A 19325-nucleotide genomic window follows, 5' to 3' on the forward strand; every position below is an offset into this window, starting at 1 on the left:
TATCATTAATTGACTGGCGCTATAGTGGGCTGCCAGGATTTGTTCGTTATGATAATTTTAGACTGATTTGCTACTTTTTCCATATTTTTGAACTGTTCCAGAGCGTTTTCATCTTTGGCAACAGCTGCTTTCCATTCATTACTATTCACATTAAGAGCAGGCAGGGCTGTAATTCTTAATACTCTGTCATCAATATGAATTTCAGATCCATCACCAGTCACGCCTAAGTCGGTGTGAGAGACGAAAGGAGGTGAGACAATATTCATGGCCAGCAATTTTCTGTAGAGAATCATACCGCCGAAATCTTCTTTTAGACGGGCAATATTTTCTTCAAGTATGGTGTTGGCTTGTTCAATCCCGTTTTTCCAGCCCTTTTCCGTATAAATACACCAGATCTGCTTTTCAGCTTTGGTCTTGGGGAGTAAGGTTGAATTAGGCATTTCCGGTTTTAAATAATCCAGCCACAGATATTGGCGCCAATTTGGTGGTGTTGTCACAAAATGTGCTTGTTTGGCTACCTTGTAAGTCCGGTCTGAAAGGCGAATACTTTGAGCATCAGCCAGATTTAATGTGTTTCGTCCTTCAAGAAGAACAGGGGGCAGGATGTTATGTTCCAGCACCAGGGAGTTAAAATCGTAAATAGTGTCCAGATTTCTGGTTTGTTTGGTCAGCCCTTCATCAATGATTTTTGCTCTCCAGGCAAGACCTGCCTGGGCTCCTAAACTCAGAGCGGTTTCTTTCAGTGCCATTTCGCGAATTTTACCCATTTTTTTCTTATTCAGAACTCGAGAGTGCTTACTGACCCCCATGGCCTGAATACCTGCCAGCGAGCCTGTATCGCCGACATAATTTCGGGAAGAAGAACAGGCTATCAGCAAAGCTGACAGTACAATGGTCACACTAGGAATAAATTTTGGCATAGCGCAATTCAACAACCTGACTGTTAGGATACACGTGAATATAGGCTTTTTTACCAGCCTGGTAATCAATATCACGAAGAAGTTCAGCTAAACTTACATCCTTAACGCTTAAACTGATTAAAACAGGTATTGCCGGAGCGGTACCCAGAACACGCAATTTAAAATGTGCTGATTTGGCAATCCTTGCGGTTAACTCTTCAATAGGGCCTGACCAGTCAACACTGGCGCGAGCTTGCATATTATAGGCATTAGGTATGGTCAGGGTATTGTCTTTGTTAGGTGGTGTAATCACTTTTTCAATGCGCGCCATTTCGAGCATGGAATCGCTCACTGACACAGCAGCTTCAGCCAATTTGATTGTGGCGTCATCACTGGGGTTATTCACAGGCGGCTTTCTAAATGTACCCGTGCAGCCGCCAAGCAGGACTGACACAAGAAGCATTAGGACAATCTTGTTACTCATTCAAAGTTCTTTTTATTTTAGGAGTATTAGTTTGATTGAAACAGGAGGAGCACTTATTGTCAAGGGATATAATTATCGTTTTCTAGAGTTTTTCAAAGAGGCCGTAAATTACTTGTCCTGCTTGTTTTAATTTTATTTGCCGCCATTGGTGTTCGTCAGGTGTAATAAGTGTTGGGGACTCAATATAAACAAGCCCGCCTTGCACCAGGAGCTTGTTTTTCACTATATGATCGAGGCAATCGGGAATGTAATTCTGCGCAAAAGGAGGGTCTAAAAAAATAAGGTCGAATTGTTCCGTACTCTGTTGTAAATAATTCAGGGTATCAGCCTTGATCAACGTTAATTTGGGACTGTTAAACTGAGTGATCATCTTTTGCAGATTGGCGTGAGCCTGAGGTGATTGCTCGATGAACACAACCTGGGATGCCCCGCGTGAAAATGCCTCTAAACCCAGAGCGCCGCTGCCCGCAAAAGCATCCAGACAGCGTGCATCCCTGACATCGTTCATCAGCCAGTTAAACAGGGTTTCACGAACCCTGTCCGGAGTGGGCCTTAATCCTTCTACTTCGGGAAACGACAGTTTTTTACCGCGATATTGACCGCCTATGATACGAATGATCTGTTTCAAGATTGTCCTACCGTCACCAGTAATAATTTTTCAGGATTAACCTGCTCCTTGAACGCCTGTTTTATTTGCTGGTCGGTTACTGCATTAATCCTTGCGACATAAGTGTCCAGATAATTGTCAGGAAGATGATAAAAAGCCATCCGCATTAACAGCGCCGCAATAGTACGGTTACTGGATAATGACAAAGGAAAACTGCCGGTGAGGTATTGTTTGGCAGAATTTAATTCTTCTTTATCAGGACCTTTAGCAATAAAGCCATTAAGAGTATTTTGAGTCACATCAAGGGCATTGCCTGCCTGATCGTTTCGGGTAGACAAGCTGATGATGAATGGCCCTTCACCTGGCATAGGGACAAACTGGCTGTCCACTCCGTAAGTTAAACCGCGCTTTTCCCTGACCTCTGTAGAGAGGCGTGAAACCAGAGAGCCTCCTCCCAGAATGTAGTTACCTACCATCAAAGGAAAATAATTGGGATTATGATGATCTATACCTATTTGTCCCAGTCGCACTACGGTTTGGGATGAAGGAAATGGAATGTTTACTTTTTCTGCAGCTCCTAATGGTGAGGCTTTAGGAATGGTATGAGCAGTTTTGCCCTGAGCCAGATCATGGGTTAATTGCTCCGCCAGTTGATGCGCAGTCTTGCTGTCAATCGCTCCTACCATAACCAGTACAGCATTATTTGCAACATAGTATTGTTTATAAAAATCAGTAATCTGCTTTTTATTGATTTGGCTAACTGTGTCTTTTGTACCGTTAACAGGATGGGCGTAAGGATGGTCATGATACAAGGTGGTAAAGAAATTAAGGCTGGCAACATCATCCGGAGATTCATCCACTTGTTCAATAGCCATGAGTTGCTGCTTTTTTTCCCGGGCAAAAGAACTGTCTGGAAAATCAGGATGGCTTAGGATCTGTGCAAAAGTGTTTGTTGATTGTTCAAGTGCTGCTTTATCGGTTAAAGTCCTTAAATTAAATACCGTCATATCCCGACTTGTTTCTGCATCAAACTGGGCACCGGTATTGGCTAGGGATTCCGCAATTGCTGTTGCATCTTTACCCGCATTTCCCTGATTCATCAGATGAGTGGTCAAGGCACTTAAACCAAAGTGTTTCCCATCATAGGCAGAACCCGCAGCGAAGGCTACCGTAATATCCAGCATGGGCACTTCCATGGCTTGGTAGAACACAACCTGAGTTCCCTTTTGAGTGAGCCATTTTTCTGTTTTAAATGAATTAGATAATGCATTTTGAGAAAAACTGATAACCAGGGCAGTGGTCAATACATTTAATATTCTCATGATTTTTCCTCATCTTGTTGGACGGGTTTTAATTCCGCTTCAGTCCGATTTTTATCCTGAAAATAGCGTTGTGCTGTTTGTTGAATTTGTTCAGGAGTGATGCTGTTAATGGCTTGAGGGTAATTATCAATATTTTTCCAGCCAATCCCTACTGTTTCCAAAAGCCCTAATTCCATTGCCTGGCCAAAAATAGAATCTTTTTCAAAGGTTTTTTGAGCGATGATCTGATTTTTAACGCGTTGCAATTCTTGTGCCTCTACAGGTTTGGCTTTTAAAGCATCCAGTTCGGCAAGCAAACTTTTTTGCAGAGCGGGCATTGATACGTTCTTGCTTGGCGCTCCGTAGACAATAAATTGAGTTTGATACCGGGCATAAAGGTTATAATGAACATCGGCACCTGTAGCTACGTGACTGCCTCTGATCAGGTTTTTGGCAAAACGCGAACTTTCACCGGCATCAAGGATTCCTGCGATCAGTTCCAGTGCATAAGGTTCCCAGGCATTTTTAGCTGTTTTCACACCAGGAACAGTATAACCTATCATCAGCATGGGTAATTTCGCCGGCGCTTCGACCACTATTGATTTTTTACCTAAAGCAGGCGGTTCCTGTTGTGGTTTACGAGAGACAACAGCTTTGCCTGGTATGGCACCGAAATACTGCTCTGCCAATGCGTGTACCTTCTCGGGATTCACATCACCAACCACTACCAGTGTCGCATTATTCGGAGCATAATAGCTTTGGTACCATGTTTTGAGATCCTCGACTTTCATTTGCTGCAAATCATTCATCCAGCCAATGACCGGGTGATTGTAGGGTGCTGTTAAATGAGCTGTCGCGAGAAAGCGTTCAAAAGCAAGGGCTTGCGGATTGTCATCAGTGCGCAGGCGGCGTTCCTCTTGAATCACTTTGATTTCTTTTGCGAATTCATCGGCATCAAGGAGCAAATTGTTCATCCGATCTGCTTCCAGTTCAAAACTGGTAGCAAGACGTGACGCATCGATTTTTTCGAAATAAGCGGTGTAATCATTATTGGTAAACGCATTTTCCTGGCCACCCTGGGCGGCAATGGTTTTGGAAAAAACACCTAAGGGAAATTTTTTGGTTCCCTTAAACATCATATGCTCTATAGCATGGGAAACGCCAGTTATGCCCACGGGTTCGTCTGCAGAGCCGATGTTATACCAAATCATGGATACGGCTATGGGAGCCCGGTGATCTTCTTTAACCAATACTTTTAATCCATTATTCAAGGTATACTCTTGAACTTGGCTAAAGGTCTGGCAAGATAGTAACATAAATAAAATAACGAGTGTTTTGCGCATAAATAAACCTCTTGGCTACAGCCTGTTGCTACTTTCGCGAGTTGAAACGCTAAAAGTCGACAGATACTAAAAAGCTGATAGAATTTCATATTTCTCAGGAATTGTACACTAAAATGATTAAATGGTTTAAACGAAATCAAGATTTAGGACCTCCCGCAGCAGAAGAAAATCAAAATAATCTGCCAGAGAGTCAGGAAATGATACCAGAGGTTATCGAGCCTGTTGTTGAGCAGGAGCCTACTAAAGAAGGTATTTTTGCCCGCTTTAAACGGGGCTTGAGCAAAACCCGCCACCAGCTGGGTGATGGCATTGGGCGTTTGCTTTTGGGTAAAAAGGAAATCAGCCAGGATTTGCTGGATGAACTGGAAACTTTATTGATCAGTGCTGATTTAGGGATAGAGACAACTCAGGCTGTTTTAAAACAATTAACCGATGAATTAGAAAGAAAACAATTATCTGATGGCAATACGGTTTATGAGGCATTGAAGTTACAGCTACAGAAGATTCTCGGCGAAGAAATACCATTAACTGCAGAAACCACAGACAAATCACCTTTTGTTATTTTAATGGTAGGGGTGAATGGTGCCGGAAAAACAACAACAATTGGAAAACTGGCGAAACAATTTCAGCGCCAAGGTAAGAAAGTAATGCTGGCTGCTGGAGATACGTTCAGGGCAGCAGCTGTGGAACAATTACATGTCTGGGGCGAGCGTAACGACATTCCAGTGATAGCCCAGCACACTGGTGCAGACAGTGCTTCAGTGATTTTTGATGCGCTGCAAGCCGCCAAAGCACGAAAAATTGATGTCTTGATTGCGGACACTGCGGGTCGTTTACATACCCAAAACAATCTGATGGAAGAATTGAAAAAAGTGAAAAGGGTGTTGCAGAAAATTGATCCTGCTGCCCCCCATGAAACCATGTTGGTATTAGACGCCAGCATAGGACAAAATGCCCTGAATCAGGCGCGTCAGTTTAATGAAGCAGTGCAGTTGACAGGCATTACCATGACCAAACTTGATGGAACTGCCAAAGGCGGGATATTATTTGCTATAGCTAATGATTTGGGGATACCATTTCGTTATCTGGGTGTTGGTGAGGGCATAGAAGATTTACGGCCCTTTGATGCAGCGCAATTTGTCGGTGCAATATTCAATGATGATCACATTTGACCAAGTCAGTAAACGTTATCCTGGCGGCTTTGAGGCTTTAAGCCAGGTAAATTTTTCTATGGAAAAGGGCGAAATGGCCTTTCTTACCGGCCATTCTGGCGCTGGAAAAAGTACTTTCCTTAAATTGATTGCGCTTTTGGAATGGCCTACTTCAGGTCAGTTGATGGTTAATGGCTTAAGGCTTAATCAACTTAAAAAGCGTGATGTTGCTGCCCACAGAAGCCAATTAGGTATTACCTTCCAATCACCCCATTTGCTCAATGACCGAACTGTTTTTGACAATGTTGCCTTGCCTTTACAAATACAGGGCATGCCTTATCCCATGATTGCCAAAAGGGTGCATGCTGCTTTGGATATGGTGAGTTTATTAAGTAAAGAAAAAATGTTACCCCAGCATTTGTCTGGCGGTGAACAACAAAGGGTAGGTCTTGCCCGTGCTGTCGTTCATAAGCCCGCATTACTATTAGCAGACGAGCCAACAGGAAATCTTGATCCCAAATTGTCTTCAGAAATCATGGCTATTTTTGAGCAATTTAATCAGGTAGGGGTAAGCATTTTGATTGCAACTCACGATTTGGCTTTGATCGCGCGTATGAAACATCGCATTGTCATGCTTAAAGGAGGACGGCTGTGTTGAAAAAGGCGCAATCACTTTTGGTATATCACGTACAGGCTGCGGGGCATAGCCTGAATTTAATGTGCCGAAAACCTTTGGCTACCATGATGACTGTGATTGTCATTGCCATAGCTCTGGCTTTACCAGCCCTTTTTTGGGTGTTTACGGATAATTTAAGTCATTTAACCATTGGCTGGCAGCGCGGTGGTCATATTTCCCTTTATTTAAAACCGTCTCTTCCTGAAGCAGAACAAGTTCAACTACTGAAAAAAGTACAGGAAACAGAAGGCGTTGGTCAGGCTTCTTTAAAATCGGCTGCAGAGGGGTTGACTGAATTAACTCAACAGGAAGGCATGCACGATATCATGCAGTATCTTCCCGAAAATCCATTACCTGCTGTTATTGAAGTCGTTCCCGCTTTGGTGATTGATTCTCCAGCAAAACTGGACTTGCTCTCAAGGCAATTACAGGCTCTTCCCGAAGTAGAACAAGTCAAGCTGGATATGGAGTGGATTGGACGCTTGCATGCTATCTTAGGGTTTGCTGCTAATTTGGCTAATGCACTGATGGCTTTATTAGCATTAGCCGTTATTTTGATTATTGGTAATACCTTACGTCTGTCTATCCATAACCGCCAGGAAGAAATTCAGATTTTAAAGCTTATTGGCGCTACTGATCCCTTTATTCTCAGACCTTTCCTGTATTCTGGTGTCTGGTATGGGATGGCGGGTGCTGTAGTTGCGGTGTTTTTGGTTAATATCTTTATTTTAAGCCTGGGTGTGGTGGTCAATCAATTGGCTGTTGCCTATCAAATGCACTATCCGCTTTCCGGGTTGTCAATAAGGCAGATCTTGCTACTTGTGCTATTTGCTATTATACTGGGATGGATCGGGGCACGCCTTTCGGTAAAACGCCAATTAGCTTTCATAGAACCTTATAATTGATGTATAATGTAGGGTATTAATGATTTAAAGTAACTGATCATTTTTCCCATTACCGACCGCGCCTAAGCACGCGGGATTTTGGATGTCCAATAGTTCCGCTCCCTGACGGTCGCGGCTCGCTTAGAGCCCGCGGAGAGACAGACAGTTACCATTTACTTACGTTCTGATGACTGGAGGAAGTAGTATGAGTCAACAGTTACAACTTGCCGCAATGAATTTACCTGTGGGTAGTCTGGATTCTTATATCCATAGGGTAAATCAAATTCCGATGCTTACTCTTGAAGAAGAAATTGCCTGCGCGGAAAATTTCCATGAAAAGGGAGACATTGAGGCTGCACGGCGTTTGGTTCTTGCCCATTTACGTTATGTTGTGCGTGTCGCTCGTGGCTATTTAGGTTATGGTTTGCCGCTGAATGATTTAATTCAGGAAGGCAACGTGGGTTTGATGAAAGCGGTAAAACGTTTTGACCCTAAAATGGGTGTGCGTCTGGTGTCTTTTGCTGTTCACTGGATTAAAGCCGAAATTCATGAATTTGTATTACGCAACTGGCGTATTGTTAAAGTCGCAACCACTAAAGCGCAGCGTAAATTATTTTTTAATCTGCGTCAGATGAAAAATCGCCTGGGTTGGTTTAGCAACGAAGAGGTGGATGCGGTAGCAAAAGATTTAGGCGTGAGCCGTGAAGAAGTACTCGTTATGGAGCAACGTTTAAATGTCATGGATTCCCCCTATGATGCTCCGGATGCGGATGATAATGATGATGCTTATAAAGCACCTGAGCGTTATTTATTTAATATCAATGATGATCCGGCTATTATGCTGGAGAAAGAAGATACTGGCGATCAAGGCAGGGAAAAGCTCTTTGCTGCTTTAGAGCAATTGGATGAACGCAGTCAGGATATTCTGCAGCAACGCTGGTTGGCTGAAAAAAAATTGACCTTACATGATTTGGCCGAGAAATACGGCGTATCTGCTGAACGAGTCCGACAGCTTGAAAAAAATGCCATGAAAAAATTACGTCAATTTATAGAAGGGTAACTTCCTGACTCCACGTTGTCCGATTCACGTCGTCCTGAGCGCGTCTTTTGGCGCGAAGGATCTCCCGAAAGCAGCACGGTGCCAGCATTGGGAGATCCTTCGCGCCAAAAGACGCGCTCAGGACGACGTACTATTCGATGTACTATTACAGTCACTGAGGCTCGGATTTGTTTAAAAACGCACTAATCAACTGTTCCACACGCTCATCCATCAACACACTGACATGATCCGCTTCAGGTAACAAAGACAATCTGGCATTACTGTACTGATTACAGAACTTTATTGATTCTTTAGGATTTATTGTCTCGTCTTGTTCGCCATGAATACATAAAAATTGGGTATCAGGCTTTTGCGAAAGAAACTGACGAAGGCGAATGCATTTGAGATCTATTACTGTTTGTTGCAGAATGACCTGACGTAATTGCAAATACCCATGACCGCTTAATTTAAACCGCCGTGCAATGGAATTGACGGGGCTGCGCATTTGCGTAGGAGATGCAATAAGTACAGCACGTTCAGGTTTGTAATTCAGCTGCCATTCGGGAAGCTGCCCTGCCACATTTAAGGTATTCAACAGCATAGAGCCACCAAAAGAATGACCTATGACTCCATAAAAAGGGCCGTGTGTATTAATGGTTTCTTTCAGAATAGCGACAGCATCTGTCCATGGCAATTGTACTCCCTTGGCCTCGCCATGAGCAGGAAAATCAAGTGCATAGACCTCATAACCTTGCTGATGAAGTGCTCGAATCAGGCGTATCATGTAGGCTGCTCGCGACATCCACCCGTGGGTAATCAGAATTTTTTTGGGATTTTCTACATGTGCTGGTATGAAACGGTGTAATACGTGATGACGAGGTACTTCCTGATGAATTACTTCACTACGTTTTTCTTCCATAAATTCACAGGCCATTTTGGCAAAGAGCCGGTATTTCTTTTCCATTGGAAGATGGACAGGGGTGATAAACATTTGATAGCAGAACTGTACATGTAAAAAATCCCTCAATTCTGCAAGTGAGCTGCTCATCATGATGATATTCCTCGCATTCTTTATTTTTAGTTTAGACCAAAATTAAAAAGGGAAGGAAAAATTAAATCCGAACTATTTTAAATAGATTGCCGGAGCTGGTGTCTCTTCGTTAGCTGTTCTGATTTTATGATAACCTTGTTCCAGAGTGAGTAACCCCGAAGCCATACCGGATAAAATACCATTGGTAATTTGCAGGGCATTATAGGAAGGGTCATCCTGATTCATCGTTAACAATGTCGAACTTGTAGCTAACATCGCTGCTCCCAGAAGCATTTCAATGGGGGCTTCAATCAACCCCAATGGCCCTGCAATGGAACGGTCTCCGCGAATAATGTTAACCCCACTTCCAAAACCTTTCATAAGGCCGCCAAGAAATAAAATCCAGCCATAGTTTTCGCTGCCTGCTGTTGGGTTGCCCATGCTCATGGCGGTAGACAAGGAAAAAAGACCGGCATAACTTTGAGCCATGTTGATGTAATCATTCACCTGATGCGAACTTTGGGCACACATTTTTCTATGCCTTAATTGTTCTTTTTCTTTTTCTGCCTCTTTATCTGTTACAAGGCTGGCTGTTTTTATACCTGGCGCAGAGGCTTCATTTTTTGTCTCAAACATTGTTCTGATGCGATGGTACCCCTGCTCCACTGATAACAGGCCGGTAATCATTGCTGCCAGAATACCGTTAGTAATCTGCAGCCTCATGTATGCAGGATCATCGCTATCCATTGTAAGTAAAATTGAGCTGATTGCTGTCATCGCTGCACCCAGTACCATTTCAATTGGGGCTTCTATCAAACCCAAAGGACCAGCAATGGAGCGATCACCGCGGAATATATTAACAAGGCTGCCAAAACCTTTAACTATTCCACCCAGAAAAAATACCCAGCCAAAATTCACACTACCTGCGGTTTTACTGACAGCAGACATGGCGGTTGCCAGAGAAAATAATCCGCCATAGGTTTGGGCGAGATTGGTGTATTCATTCACTCTATTTGAATGTGTTGCACTTTTTTCCCGTTGTATTTTTTGTTGCTCGAGTTTTGTTTTTTTAGCCAAAGCCTTTTTGTCAGCAACAGTTTTATCAGGAATGACATCAGGCTGATGTCTTTTACGTTTTCTTGTTGTTTCCTCTCTGATGATGATATCTCTGTTTAAGATGGGTGGGGGTGTCCCACGTTCAATATCGTGATGATTATCCGCAGGCGATTCATCATCAGGGCTCGTAAGTCTGTTAAGAAAGTTTTTTATCCAATCCCACATGAATTCCATCTCGTTGTAATTAAAAAGCCCATAATACTGGAAATTCAGGAATTGGGTAGTTTTTTTTCAACAATTCTCAAAAAGCTTCATCAGTGTTTAGGGTAGACTTTTCTTTTAATTGTCCTAGACTATTTGCAACAGATTTTAATTTTGGGGAATAGTGCATGCACACATCAAATCATATTTATCATCACGAGAGCGAAGAACTACATGGCTTTGTAGCTTTTCAAAAAGATTCGGGAACACCTCGCCCAGCAGTCATTGTGGCCCATGACTGGAGTGGTCGCAATGAATTTGCCTGTGATAAAGCGAAAAAGCTGGCAGAAATGGGATACATTGGTTTTGCTTCTGATGTTTATGGCCAGGGTCGTCTCGGAGAGAGCACAGAAGAAAAAACGGCACTCATGCACCCTTTGGTTAATGACAGAATGCTGTTAAGGAATCGGCTTCGCGCTGCTTTTGATGCGGTTAAAGCAATGCCTGAAGTAGATAAAAATCGTATTGCCGTCATCGGGTTTTGTTTCGGTGGTTTATGTGCTCTGGATTTGGCACGCAGTGGTGCGGAACTTCGTGGAGCGGTCAGTTTCCATGGTTTACTAGGCAAGCCTGATTTGCAACCTGAAACAATTAAAGCCAGGATTCTGGTGTTGCATGGTTATGATGATCCTATGGCACAACCGGAGCAAGTCAACGAATTTTGCCATGAAATGACAGAAGCCAAGGCGGATTGGCAAGTGCATATGTACGGACATGTACAGCATGCATTCACTAATCCCCAGGCACATGATACACAGGCAGGCCTGGTATATAACGCCTTGGCTGCAGAGCGCTCCTGGCTGGCAATGGAACTGTTCCTCAAAGAAATTTTTTAGGAATACCAAGAAACAAAAAGGGATTACATGTTTAAAAAAATTCTGATAGCAAATCGTGGTGAAATCGCCTTGCGCATTGTGCGTGCCTGTAAAGAAATGGGTATTGCTGCTGTGACTATTCATAGTGAAGCCGATCGATTTGCCTTACATGTAAAACGCGCCTCTCACTCACATTGCCTGAGCAAAAAACCGTTAGAAGCCTATCTTAATGGCCGGCGTATTATTGAATGCGCCAAGGCTGCAGGTTGCGAAGCCATTCATCCTGGGTATGGTTTTTTGTCAGAAAATCCCGAGTTTGCCAAAGACTGTGAAGACGCAGGGATTGTTTTTATTGGCCCCTCTTCTGCTGTGATTGCAGCTATGGGTTCCAAGGTTGCTGCAAGGGATGCGATGCAAAAAGCCAACATACCTACTATTCCTGGTAGTGATGGCAATCTGGAAACAACAGATGAAGCTGTGGCCTGTGCTCAGAAGCTGGGTTATCCCGTGTTGTTGAAAGCCACCTTTGGCGGTGGTGGTCGAGGAATTCGTCTCTGTCATGATGACACTCAGGTAAAACAACAATTTGCACGTGTGCAATCTGAAGCTGAAAAGGCATTTGGCAACGCTCATGTGTACATGGAACAATTTATTGTAAATCCTCGTCATATTGAGGTGCAGATTTTGGCAGATCATCACGGCAATGTAGTGCATTTATTTGAACGTGATTGTTCTGTGCAACGCCGTCATCAGAAGCTGGTTGAAATTGCACCATCACCTTTGTTAGATGATGCAACTCGCCAGTTGCTCTTTGATTATGCGGTAAGAGCTGCACAACAGGTCGGTTATACCAATGCGGGAACCGTAGAATTTATTTTAGACCAACAGAATCAAGCCTACTTTATGGAGATGAACACGCGTTTGCAGGTGGAGCATCCCGTAACCGAACAGATTACAGGTATTGATATAGTTCAAGAGCAAATCCGTATTGCCTACGGTGAGAAATTGGCTATGACCCAGAAAGAGATCATGCACAGGGGTTATGCCATAGAGTTTCGTATTAATGCTGAAGATCCGCAAAATGATTTTTTACCCAGCTTTGGACGTATTACGCGTTATTATGCTCCCGGTGGGCCTGGTGTGCGCACTGACAGTGCTATTTATACCGGGTACAGCATTCCTCCTGATTACGATTCCTTATGTGCCAAACTGACGGTTTGGGCTTTGGATTGGCCTTCAGTATTGCGCCGGGCACGCCGTGCGCTTGAGGAAATGCGCATGTTTGGCGTTAAAACCACAATTCCCTATTATTTGGAAATGATTCAATCCACAGAGTTCAAAGAAGGAAAATTGACTACCAATTTGGTTGAAGAACATCCTGAATGGCTGAGATATTCTAATAAGTCACTTCCACAACATAAAGCAGCTGTAATTGCTGCAGCAATTTCAATGTACAGTCAAAAACAGGGCATTGGAAAAGATTCAATTTAAGAGAATTAATTTTTTTAAATGGTCCGGGATTCCGGCGCAATCGACATTAGTTACCAATACTTATCAGCAACTGGTTCAACCGATTGCTACCGATGATGAAGAAGGCATGCCAGAATTGTCTTAATCGTAGCCCGGTTGCTCGCAACCGGGATCGGTGCTTCAATTGAACTTTTCATCCTGGCTGCAAGCAGACCGGGCTACGTATTGTTCAGATGAGAAAAAATAATGTCCAGGCGCTCCTGGATGGGGATTGCCGGTAGTTCAATCAATTCATAGCCCAATCGTTTATAAGCTGCATAAATGTGTTGGCCAATTTGTTGCGCGCTGATGTTATCTTCTACGCGCACGGAATCATACTCCAAAGGCAGTTGATGGCAGAAAAACAATTTTTTGTATTGGGTGCGCTGGCAACTGGAAATGATTTGATCTGATTTAAGTTGATAATAGCTAAAATAGCCTAAACTGTCGGGAGTGCCTCTATCAAAAAAAATCAATTCATCAGGCGAAAGACGCCGTTCTCTTTTCAGAACCAGAGCCAGAATTCCTCTTTGTAATTTCCAGTTATTCTGACGCAGTTCATCTAAAGTATGATTATTGGCTAATAAGCCGTTGATGTATTCTCGGGCCACTTCAGGAGCCGTCTGGTAACCTGCCTTAGCTAAATGATTAATTAAAGTCGTTTTACCAGAAGAAGGGGCTCCTGTGATGACATACCAGTTGGTCTGGATCATCAGAGGGAATAATTATCAATTAAACGAATGTCGCCAATCATGACTGCGGCGAATTTTCTGCCTTGATGTTCTTCAATATAATCCACTTTAATTCCCTGTGCATTGAGTTCTTCAATTATCATGGCACAAGCTTTATCCTGATGGAATATCCTGGCAAATTCTTCTGCCAGTATTTTTTGTTCCGGAGTCAGGCGATTATTGCGTGAACTGAATGCCAGGCCGCTTTCTTCCCGGATGGTTGGGCAGGATTTTATGGCCACATTCATGAATAAAGCCTGAGCCATGCCGCGAATCAATAGGTATTGCTGATAATCTTTTTCACCAAAATAAGCAGTGGTAGGTCGGGTCAAGTTCAGTAATTTCATTACTACGGTTAACACCCCATTAAAATGGCCAGGTCGGTGTTTGCCTTCCATTAACTGACAGAGGCTATTTTCCTGTACCTGATAAGTGTAGCCATCAGCATAGATTTCTTTTTCATTGGGCAAAATACAAAAATCCACACCTGAATCAGTCATGAGCTTAATATCTGCCTCCAAGGTTCTTGGATAATGTTCAAAATCATCAGGACGATTAAATTGAGTCGGGTTAATAAACAGGCTGGAAACGGTATAATCATTTTCTTTACTGCTGGCTAAAAACAAAGACGCATGGCCGGCGTGAAGGTTGCCCATGGTTGGAGCAAAGCCCAATGTACATTGGGCAGGAAGAGTCGCACGGAATGCTATCCATTCCTCAAGGTTATGAAAAATTTGCATGATTCTCTCTTTTAAAACGCGTAATCAGTGGTAGGAAAATTCACTTGCTGCACTTCCTGAGCATAAGTGTTCAAGGCATCAAGGATAACCTGTTTCCCCTGGGCATATCGTTTGACAAATCTGGGATTGAATGACGTTTGTAAACCCAGCATGTCGTGCCATACCAGCACTTGGCCATCGGTGTCTGAACCTGCACCAATTCCTATTGTGGGTATTTCCAGTGCCTCAGTAATCCTTTTTGCCAATTGTTGCGGGACACATTCAATGACTACAGCGAAGCATCCGGCTTGTTCCAGGGCACGAGCTTGCTGTAACAGGCTGTCCGCCTGCTCCTGATTTTTTCCTTGTACCCTGTAACCGCCTAATTGGTGGATGGATTGTGGTGTCAAGCCAATATGGCCTATGACGGGGATTCCTGCATTGACCAGATAAGATATAGTGTTACAGGTATCTGCATCAGCGCCTTCAATTTTTACCGCATGAGCACCGGCCTGTAATAATGCTTTAACGTGATCAATAGTTTGGGTATGTGAGGTTTTATGGCTTAAAAAAGGTAAATCAGCAATTAAAAACTGGGTTTTCAAACCGCGTGCAACCGCTTGAGTATGCAGCACCATCATTTCAATGGAGGCCATAATGGTGGTTTCATGGCCGTGTACTGCCATGGCGACAGAATCTCCAACCAAAACGCAATCGATATTTGATTCAGCCACAATGCAGGCTGAAGGATAATCGTAGCAGGTTAGCATGGAAATTTTGCTTTGTTCTTGTTTTTTTCTTTTAAAATCATGTATTTTCATGCTGCTCTCCCTGAAAAAAGAGACATAGCATTAATACAGGGGAACCGCTTTGATTCAGGTACCTGTCGCATGGATCAAGTCCTCCAAAAATGAGAATAATAAAGTCGCTGCCCGCAGGTCAGCGCGTCATTTAATATGATATAACCAAAAGTTCAGCAAGTCCACGACATGAATCAGGTCGGGGCACAATGCCGTAGCCCGGTCTGCTTGCAGCCGGGATCGAAGTGGCAACGAACTTTAAATATGACTCCCAGAAGTTCGAGTCCTGAGCAAGAAACCCCTTAACCTAAGCGGGTCTTTTAGGGAAACCTGCATCCATGCGGTCGGTGTGCGCGTCCCTGCGCACAACGCCCTAAAAGACCCGCTTAGGTTAAGGGGTTTCCGAGAGATTGTGCCAGAGTGGCAATGAACTCATTCCCGTATTATGGCTACGCCTAACTAATGCGGGCTACGAAGTCTAAATTAGACTCTGTGCCTCAACAAAAATTCCGCTTCCTGACGGTCGCGGCTCGGTTTCTGGTGCACGATGAAGTCAATACGAACGCACGAAAACCGAGCCGCGACCGTTAGGAAGCGGAACAGTTATACTGGCAGGGATTGTAGCCCGGTCTGCTTGCAGCCGGGATCGAAGTAGCACCCCCCCGGCTGCAAGCAGACCGGGCTACAACCCAAGTGTGGTGGTAATGATGGATCTCTCAATCATAATTGAACAAAAATATTGCAATTTGATTGTTATTTATGTTATTATTTTGTCCATAATGATTTTGTTTTGCTTGATCGACGGTTTTGCTTTCTCGAACGCAGATCATGGACAAAATGATACTATAAGGATGTAAACATGAAAAAAACAGGATCCCGAAGTGTTTCGTTTTCGCTGAACTTGCCTAAAACGGTTGATAATAAAGACGGTCCTGATTCAAGCCGCAGTCTTCCTGACGAGAAAAAATTTCTTAGCCCGCGTATGATGCTTTCCAAAAAACAGGGGAAGCTCATTACTGAACTCACCAGTTCAAACACCAGCAGCTCTCTTTCGGACAGTGACAACAGTGTCAATTGGCCGCTGACTTTACCAGTAGTCGCCTTTAAGTTAAAAATTAACGGTTTGATTTCTGATGGAGTTCTTTCTATTACCGTAGATAATCAATCATTGCCTGATTATCTGCTCAGTCATTTATCTGAAGCTATTCCTGACTCTGTAATGTACAAAGATTTGGTTAAAAAATTTGTTGCGGTAATTCTGTATGTTGAACTTGATTTGCCCCGGTTTCTTAAGCAAATAAAAGAAATGGTTTATGGGCATGGAGTTTTGAATGATATCTGTTCCAATTTACGAAGCACTCTGGATAAAAAATTTGAAGGTCGTTATTTGAAACTGAAAATCAGAGATAAGAATAATCCTGAACGGCATGGAGAAGCATTGAAAAAAATGCTTAGTGGCGAAGAACAGCAATACCATGAAAAAAATAATATTGATCTGCAATTGCTACTCCTCAACGAGGAATATTTTGTTGAGCACGAACCGTTCCTCTTCTTTTTTGAGCAATCGTTTCATCGTTATCAACAGGCAACTGAACATGACAAGCTGATTTTAGTCGCAGATGAACTGCACCATTTGACTCGTCTCTTTTATATTTTTGCCAGTGTTAATGATTTTACTCTTGGCGGCAAAAATAAATATGCTTTAACCTGGATCACTAATGTAAGTCGTCAGTTGGTTGGATATTTGCAATTATTCGTCCTCACCCAACCAACAGAACAGTTCCTCCCTTCTTTATATTTCATCATGGATATTATTGATTTATTAAACCAGGAAAAGGATGGGGGTGATTATCATTTTGGCCTCTTGCTCTTTAGCGTGCTTCAGTCAGGCCCGGTTAATCGATTGCTACGTTATGAAGACATGCCGCGAGCTCAAAAAGAGCACTACAACCGCCTTGCCACCTTGTTTTCAGCTATTGGAATGAATGCCAACTTAAAAGAACATTTGAGTAAACACCCGGAAGATTATGGCCCTGTCAGTTTTATTGATGCACTTTTTGCCGCAGCGGCAGAAAGTGCTGATCGCAATTTAATGGAAAAATGCGGTGACATTTTGGAGGCAATTATTTTAAAAAAGAAAAAACAAGCAGGTGTCGCCGTTACAATGCATACTGATTTGATATCGTTTCTCAAAAGAATGCCGGAATTTTCACAAGACCTGGCTTATGAACTGTCTTATCAACAGCGTCCATCTGAATTAAGTGACATTGTAGCGGGACGAAGTGAGTTGCTTGGCGAATTTAATCGCTGGATTAATTTTATTCACACGCTGAGAGCCGGATTTAAAAACGGTATAGCGCATGCTGATCTGCTGAATCTGTGCAAAGGGTGGGGACAGGAAAAATCAACCAGACAACTGTTTGTAAAACCCTTGTTTTTTAATCAGGAAATTCAAGAACCAACGCGTCAAACCAAAGAAAGATCTCCATCATTGCGAGACCAGTAACAAGCATGGAACGAATGAGGCTTAAAGTCGTTTCAGGAAAGATTAAGTGATTGCTTCTTCATATTTTTTTTCGTATCATGCCCTCAAAAAGGACAGATTTTTATGAAAATAAGTAATGCACTTGGTTTGGGGATTTTGGTGCTTTTTAGCCATGAATTAGCTTATGGACACGTGTCAAGTCAGGATAAAATGGGTAATTCTGGTACTGTTCGAAATGCCAGCCTGTTGCCGAGCCTGTTTTATAGCTATACGGATTTTAGTTACGATTCAACTGCGGGAACTAATTTTCAACGCTTTGACGGTCATGCGAATCTTTATGGCGTGAGCGCCAGCAGTTTTTTTGTCAGTAACAATGTTTTGGCTGCATTAGGGATATATCATGTAGACTCCGATGTGAGTTCGCAGACACAGTTAAATCCGAGCATCCATACCAGTCAAACTCAATCGGTTAAAAACAACACGCTGTTTGCTTCTGTCAGCAAATTTTTAAACACAGAATGGATGGCTAATTTCACCGGTGGTTATGGTCATAATCAGGTCAACTCCAGTCTTTTTGTCTTTCCCGGAACCCCTGAGCAAACATTAGGTTATGCAAGGAGTAATCTGGATAACTGGTTCGCTAATCTGAATGCGCTTTATACCAAAAAGCGTGGTTCACTTACATTTCAGGGAAGTTTAGGTTTCCTGTACAGTTATACTAATACCCCCGACTTTATTCATTACCGCTTTCCAACAGCCATTCAACCTATAGCCTCCGAGAACAGTAAATCAAGCTGGCTGATGGAAAACGCGCAACTTTCATATAATGTCACTGATAAAGTGGCGCCTTTTGTGGCAGCTGGGCTCATCCAGTCAGTTAACTCCTCAGTGGCTCAGCCTTTGATTACCACAATCAATGGCTCTTTGCCGCAATTGAATGCAATGAAAAATGGTTATCAGGCAGGAGGGGGCGTGAAATTCGTTACTAACAAATTGTCTTTAATTCTACAGTATCGATATTATAATTCGGGGCGTATTTATGAAAGTAATCAGACCTCGGCAGCTCTGACTTATTCTATGGACTAACGGAGCCTGGCTTCATAATAATGGATAAAATACTATGAATAATCTTAATAAATACTTAATCATGACCTTTATTGCAGGTTGCTTTCTGTCAAATACACTGCTGGCTACAGGATCAAATAACAGCAATAAATATGCTCAGAGCAGACTGGCAACTGCTTTTAATTTATCGGAACCCGATCCAGAACCACCTAAAAAGAACGTGACTGTTGATGTAACCCAAGATCCGCACTTTCTTGAAAGAAGCACTATAACACTGTCTGAACCCGTATCGAAACCGGCTACAACCACTCCAAGCGTTAACATTATCATACCCACTACAGGCATAGTCGTTGATTTTCAGACACAAACACAGAATCAAATGCTTGTTACTCAAAATACGAGCCTTGTCATTGTAAATTACGTACCTGTGATTACTGGTATCGCTATTAGTTGTATGGTGCCCTAACTAA

19 protein-coding genes are annotated in these 19325 nt (G+C 42.9%); 9 read left to right on the forward strand and 10 right to left on the reverse strand.

What is annotated here, in order from left to right:
• Positions 1-5 precede the first annotated feature (5 nt).
• The 5 genes from B094_RS0101440 to B094_RS0101460 form a co-directional block, all read right to left on the reverse strand.
• Positions 6-920 carry a type IV secretion system DotC family protein gene (locus B094_RS0101440; RefSeq protein ID WP_018576006.1) on the reverse strand — a complete coding sequence of 305 codons (915 nt, stop codon included), beginning with the start codon at positions 918-920 and terminating at the stop codon, positions 6-8.
• On the reverse strand, positions 901-1383 hold the full coding sequence (dotD, locus tag B094_RS0101445) for a type IVB secretion system lipoprotein DotD (RefSeq protein WP_026253827.1): 483 nt from the start codon (positions 1381-1383) through the stop codon (positions 901-903). The genes B094_RS0101440 and dotD overlap by 20 nt, the downstream gene beginning before the upstream one ends.
• Before the next feature lie 82 nt (positions 1384-1465).
• Complete coding sequence (gene rsmD / locus B094_RS0101450) at positions 1466-2011, reverse strand: 16S rRNA (guanine(966)-N(2))-methyltransferase RsmD (RefSeq protein WP_018576008.1); 546 nt, start codon at positions 2009-2011, stop codon at positions 1466-1468.
• Positions 2008-3312 carry a M16 family metallopeptidase gene (locus B094_RS0101455; protein ID WP_018576009.1) on the reverse strand — a complete coding sequence of 435 codons (1305 nt, stop codon included), beginning with the start codon at positions 3310-3312 and terminating at the stop codon, positions 2008-2010. The genes rsmD and B094_RS0101455 overlap by 4 nt, the downstream gene beginning before the upstream one ends.
• The gene (locus B094_RS0101460) at positions 3309-4634 is read right to left on the reverse strand and encodes a M16 family metallopeptidase (protein ID WP_018576010.1); all 1326 of its coding nucleotides are present in this window, start codon (positions 4632-4634) and stop codon (positions 3309-3311) included. The genes B094_RS0101455 and B094_RS0101460 overlap by 4 nt, the downstream gene beginning before the upstream one ends.
• A gap of 197 nt (positions 4635-4831) precedes the next feature.
• On the opposite strand from B094_RS0101460, the gene ftsY reads away from it, so the two are divergent.
• The 4 genes from ftsY to rpoH all read left to right on the forward strand — a co-directional run bounded on the left by ftsY (position 4832) and on the right by rpoH (position 8405).
• Positions 4832-5806 (forward strand): signal recognition particle-docking protein FtsY, encoded by a 975-nt coding sequence (ftsY, locus tag B094_RS0101465; protein WP_420324232.1) that lies wholly within the window; start codon positions 4832-4834, stop codon positions 5804-5806.
• Positions 5793-6443 (forward strand): cell division ATP-binding protein FtsE, encoded by a 651-nt coding sequence (gene ftsE, locus B094_RS0101470; RefSeq protein WP_026253828.1) that lies wholly within the window; start codon positions 5793-5795, stop codon positions 6441-6443. Before ftsY ends, ftsE begins: the two co-directional genes overlap by 14 nt.
• A complete protein-coding gene (ftsX, locus tag B094_RS0101475; RefSeq protein ID WP_018576013.1) occupies positions 6437-7366 on the forward strand; it encodes a permease-like cell division protein FtsX in 930 nt (309 codons plus the stop codon). Before ftsE ends, ftsX begins: the two co-directional genes overlap by 7 nt.
• Before the next feature lie 184 nt (positions 7367-7550).
• Positions 7551-8405, forward strand: a complete 855-nt coding sequence (rpoH, locus tag B094_RS0101480; RefSeq protein ID WP_018576014.1) for an RNA polymerase sigma factor RpoH — start codon at positions 7551-7553, stop codon at positions 8403-8405.
• 151 nt (positions 8406-8556) lie between these two features.
• On the opposite strand, the gene B094_RS0101485 is transcribed toward rpoH, so the two are convergent.
• On the reverse strand, positions 8557-9435 hold the full coding sequence (locus B094_RS0101485) for an alpha/beta hydrolase (RefSeq protein WP_018576015.1): 879 nt from the start codon (positions 9433-9435) through the stop codon (positions 8557-8559).
• Between the two features lie 72 nt (positions 9436-9507).
• Positions 9508-10695 carry a hypothetical protein gene (locus B094_RS0101490; protein WP_018576016.1) on the reverse strand — a complete coding sequence of 396 codons (1188 nt, stop codon included), beginning with the start codon at positions 10693-10695 and terminating at the stop codon, positions 9508-9510.
• Positions 10696-10859: 164 nt separating this feature from the next.
• Between B094_RS0101490 and B094_RS0101495 the strand changes: the two genes are divergently transcribed.
• Positions 10860-11567: a dienelactone hydrolase family protein gene (locus tag B094_RS0101495; RefSeq protein WP_018576017.1), complete on the forward strand. Its 708-nt coding sequence runs from the start codon at positions 10860-10862 to the stop codon at positions 11565-11567.
• 27 nt (positions 11568-11594) lie between these two features.
• Positions 11595-13037, forward strand: coding sequence for an acetyl-CoA carboxylase biotin carboxylase subunit (locus B094_RS0101500; RefSeq protein ID WP_018576018.1), 1443 nt, complete (start codon positions 11595-11597; stop codon positions 13035-13037).
• Positions 13038-13234: 197 nt separating this feature from the next.
• On the opposite strand, the gene B094_RS0101505 is transcribed toward B094_RS0101500, so the two are convergent.
• The 3 genes from B094_RS0101505 to panB are packed head-to-tail and all read right to left on the reverse strand — an operon-like array spanning position 13235 to position 15326.
• Positions 13235-13768, reverse strand: coding sequence for an AAA family ATPase (locus tag B094_RS0101505; protein WP_018576019.1), 534 nt, complete (start codon positions 13766-13768; stop codon positions 13235-13237).
• On the reverse strand, positions 13768-14526 hold the full coding sequence (gene panC, locus B094_RS0101510; RefSeq protein ID WP_018576020.1) for a pantoate--beta-alanine ligase: 759 nt from the start codon (positions 14524-14526) through the stop codon (positions 13768-13770). The genes B094_RS0101505 and panC overlap by 1 nt, the downstream gene beginning before the upstream one ends.
• Before the next feature lie 11 nt (positions 14527-14537).
• Positions 14538-15326, reverse strand: coding sequence for a 3-methyl-2-oxobutanoate hydroxymethyltransferase (gene panB, locus B094_RS0101515; protein ID WP_018576021.1), 789 nt, complete (start codon positions 15324-15326; stop codon positions 14538-14540).
• Positions 15327-16164: 838 nt separating this feature from the next.
• On the opposite strand from panB, the gene B094_RS0101520 reads away from it, so the two are divergent.
• The 3 genes from B094_RS0101520 (at position 16165) to B094_RS0101530 (ending at position 19321) form a co-directional block, all read left to right on the forward strand.
• The gene (locus tag B094_RS0101520) at positions 16165-17811 is read left to right on the forward strand and encodes a hypothetical protein (protein ID WP_018576022.1); all 1647 of its coding nucleotides are present in this window, start codon (positions 16165-16167) and stop codon (positions 17809-17811) included.
• A 102-nt stretch (positions 17812-17913) separates the two neighbouring features.
• Entirely contained in the window at positions 17914-18876 is a 963-nt protein-coding gene (locus B094_RS0101525) for an autotransporter outer membrane beta-barrel domain-containing protein (protein WP_018576023.1), read from the forward strand.
• 34 nt (positions 18877-18910) lie between these two features.
• Positions 18911-19321, forward strand: a complete 411-nt coding sequence (locus tag B094_RS0101530) for a hypothetical protein (protein WP_018576024.1) — start codon at positions 18911-18913, stop codon at positions 19319-19321.
• Positions 19322-19325 lie beyond the last annotated feature (4 nt).

The organism is Legionella shakespearei DSM 23087, assembly GCF_000373765.1.
Classification (GTDB): Bacteria; Pseudomonadota; Gammaproteobacteria; order Legionellales; family Legionellaceae; genus Legionella; species Legionella shakespearei.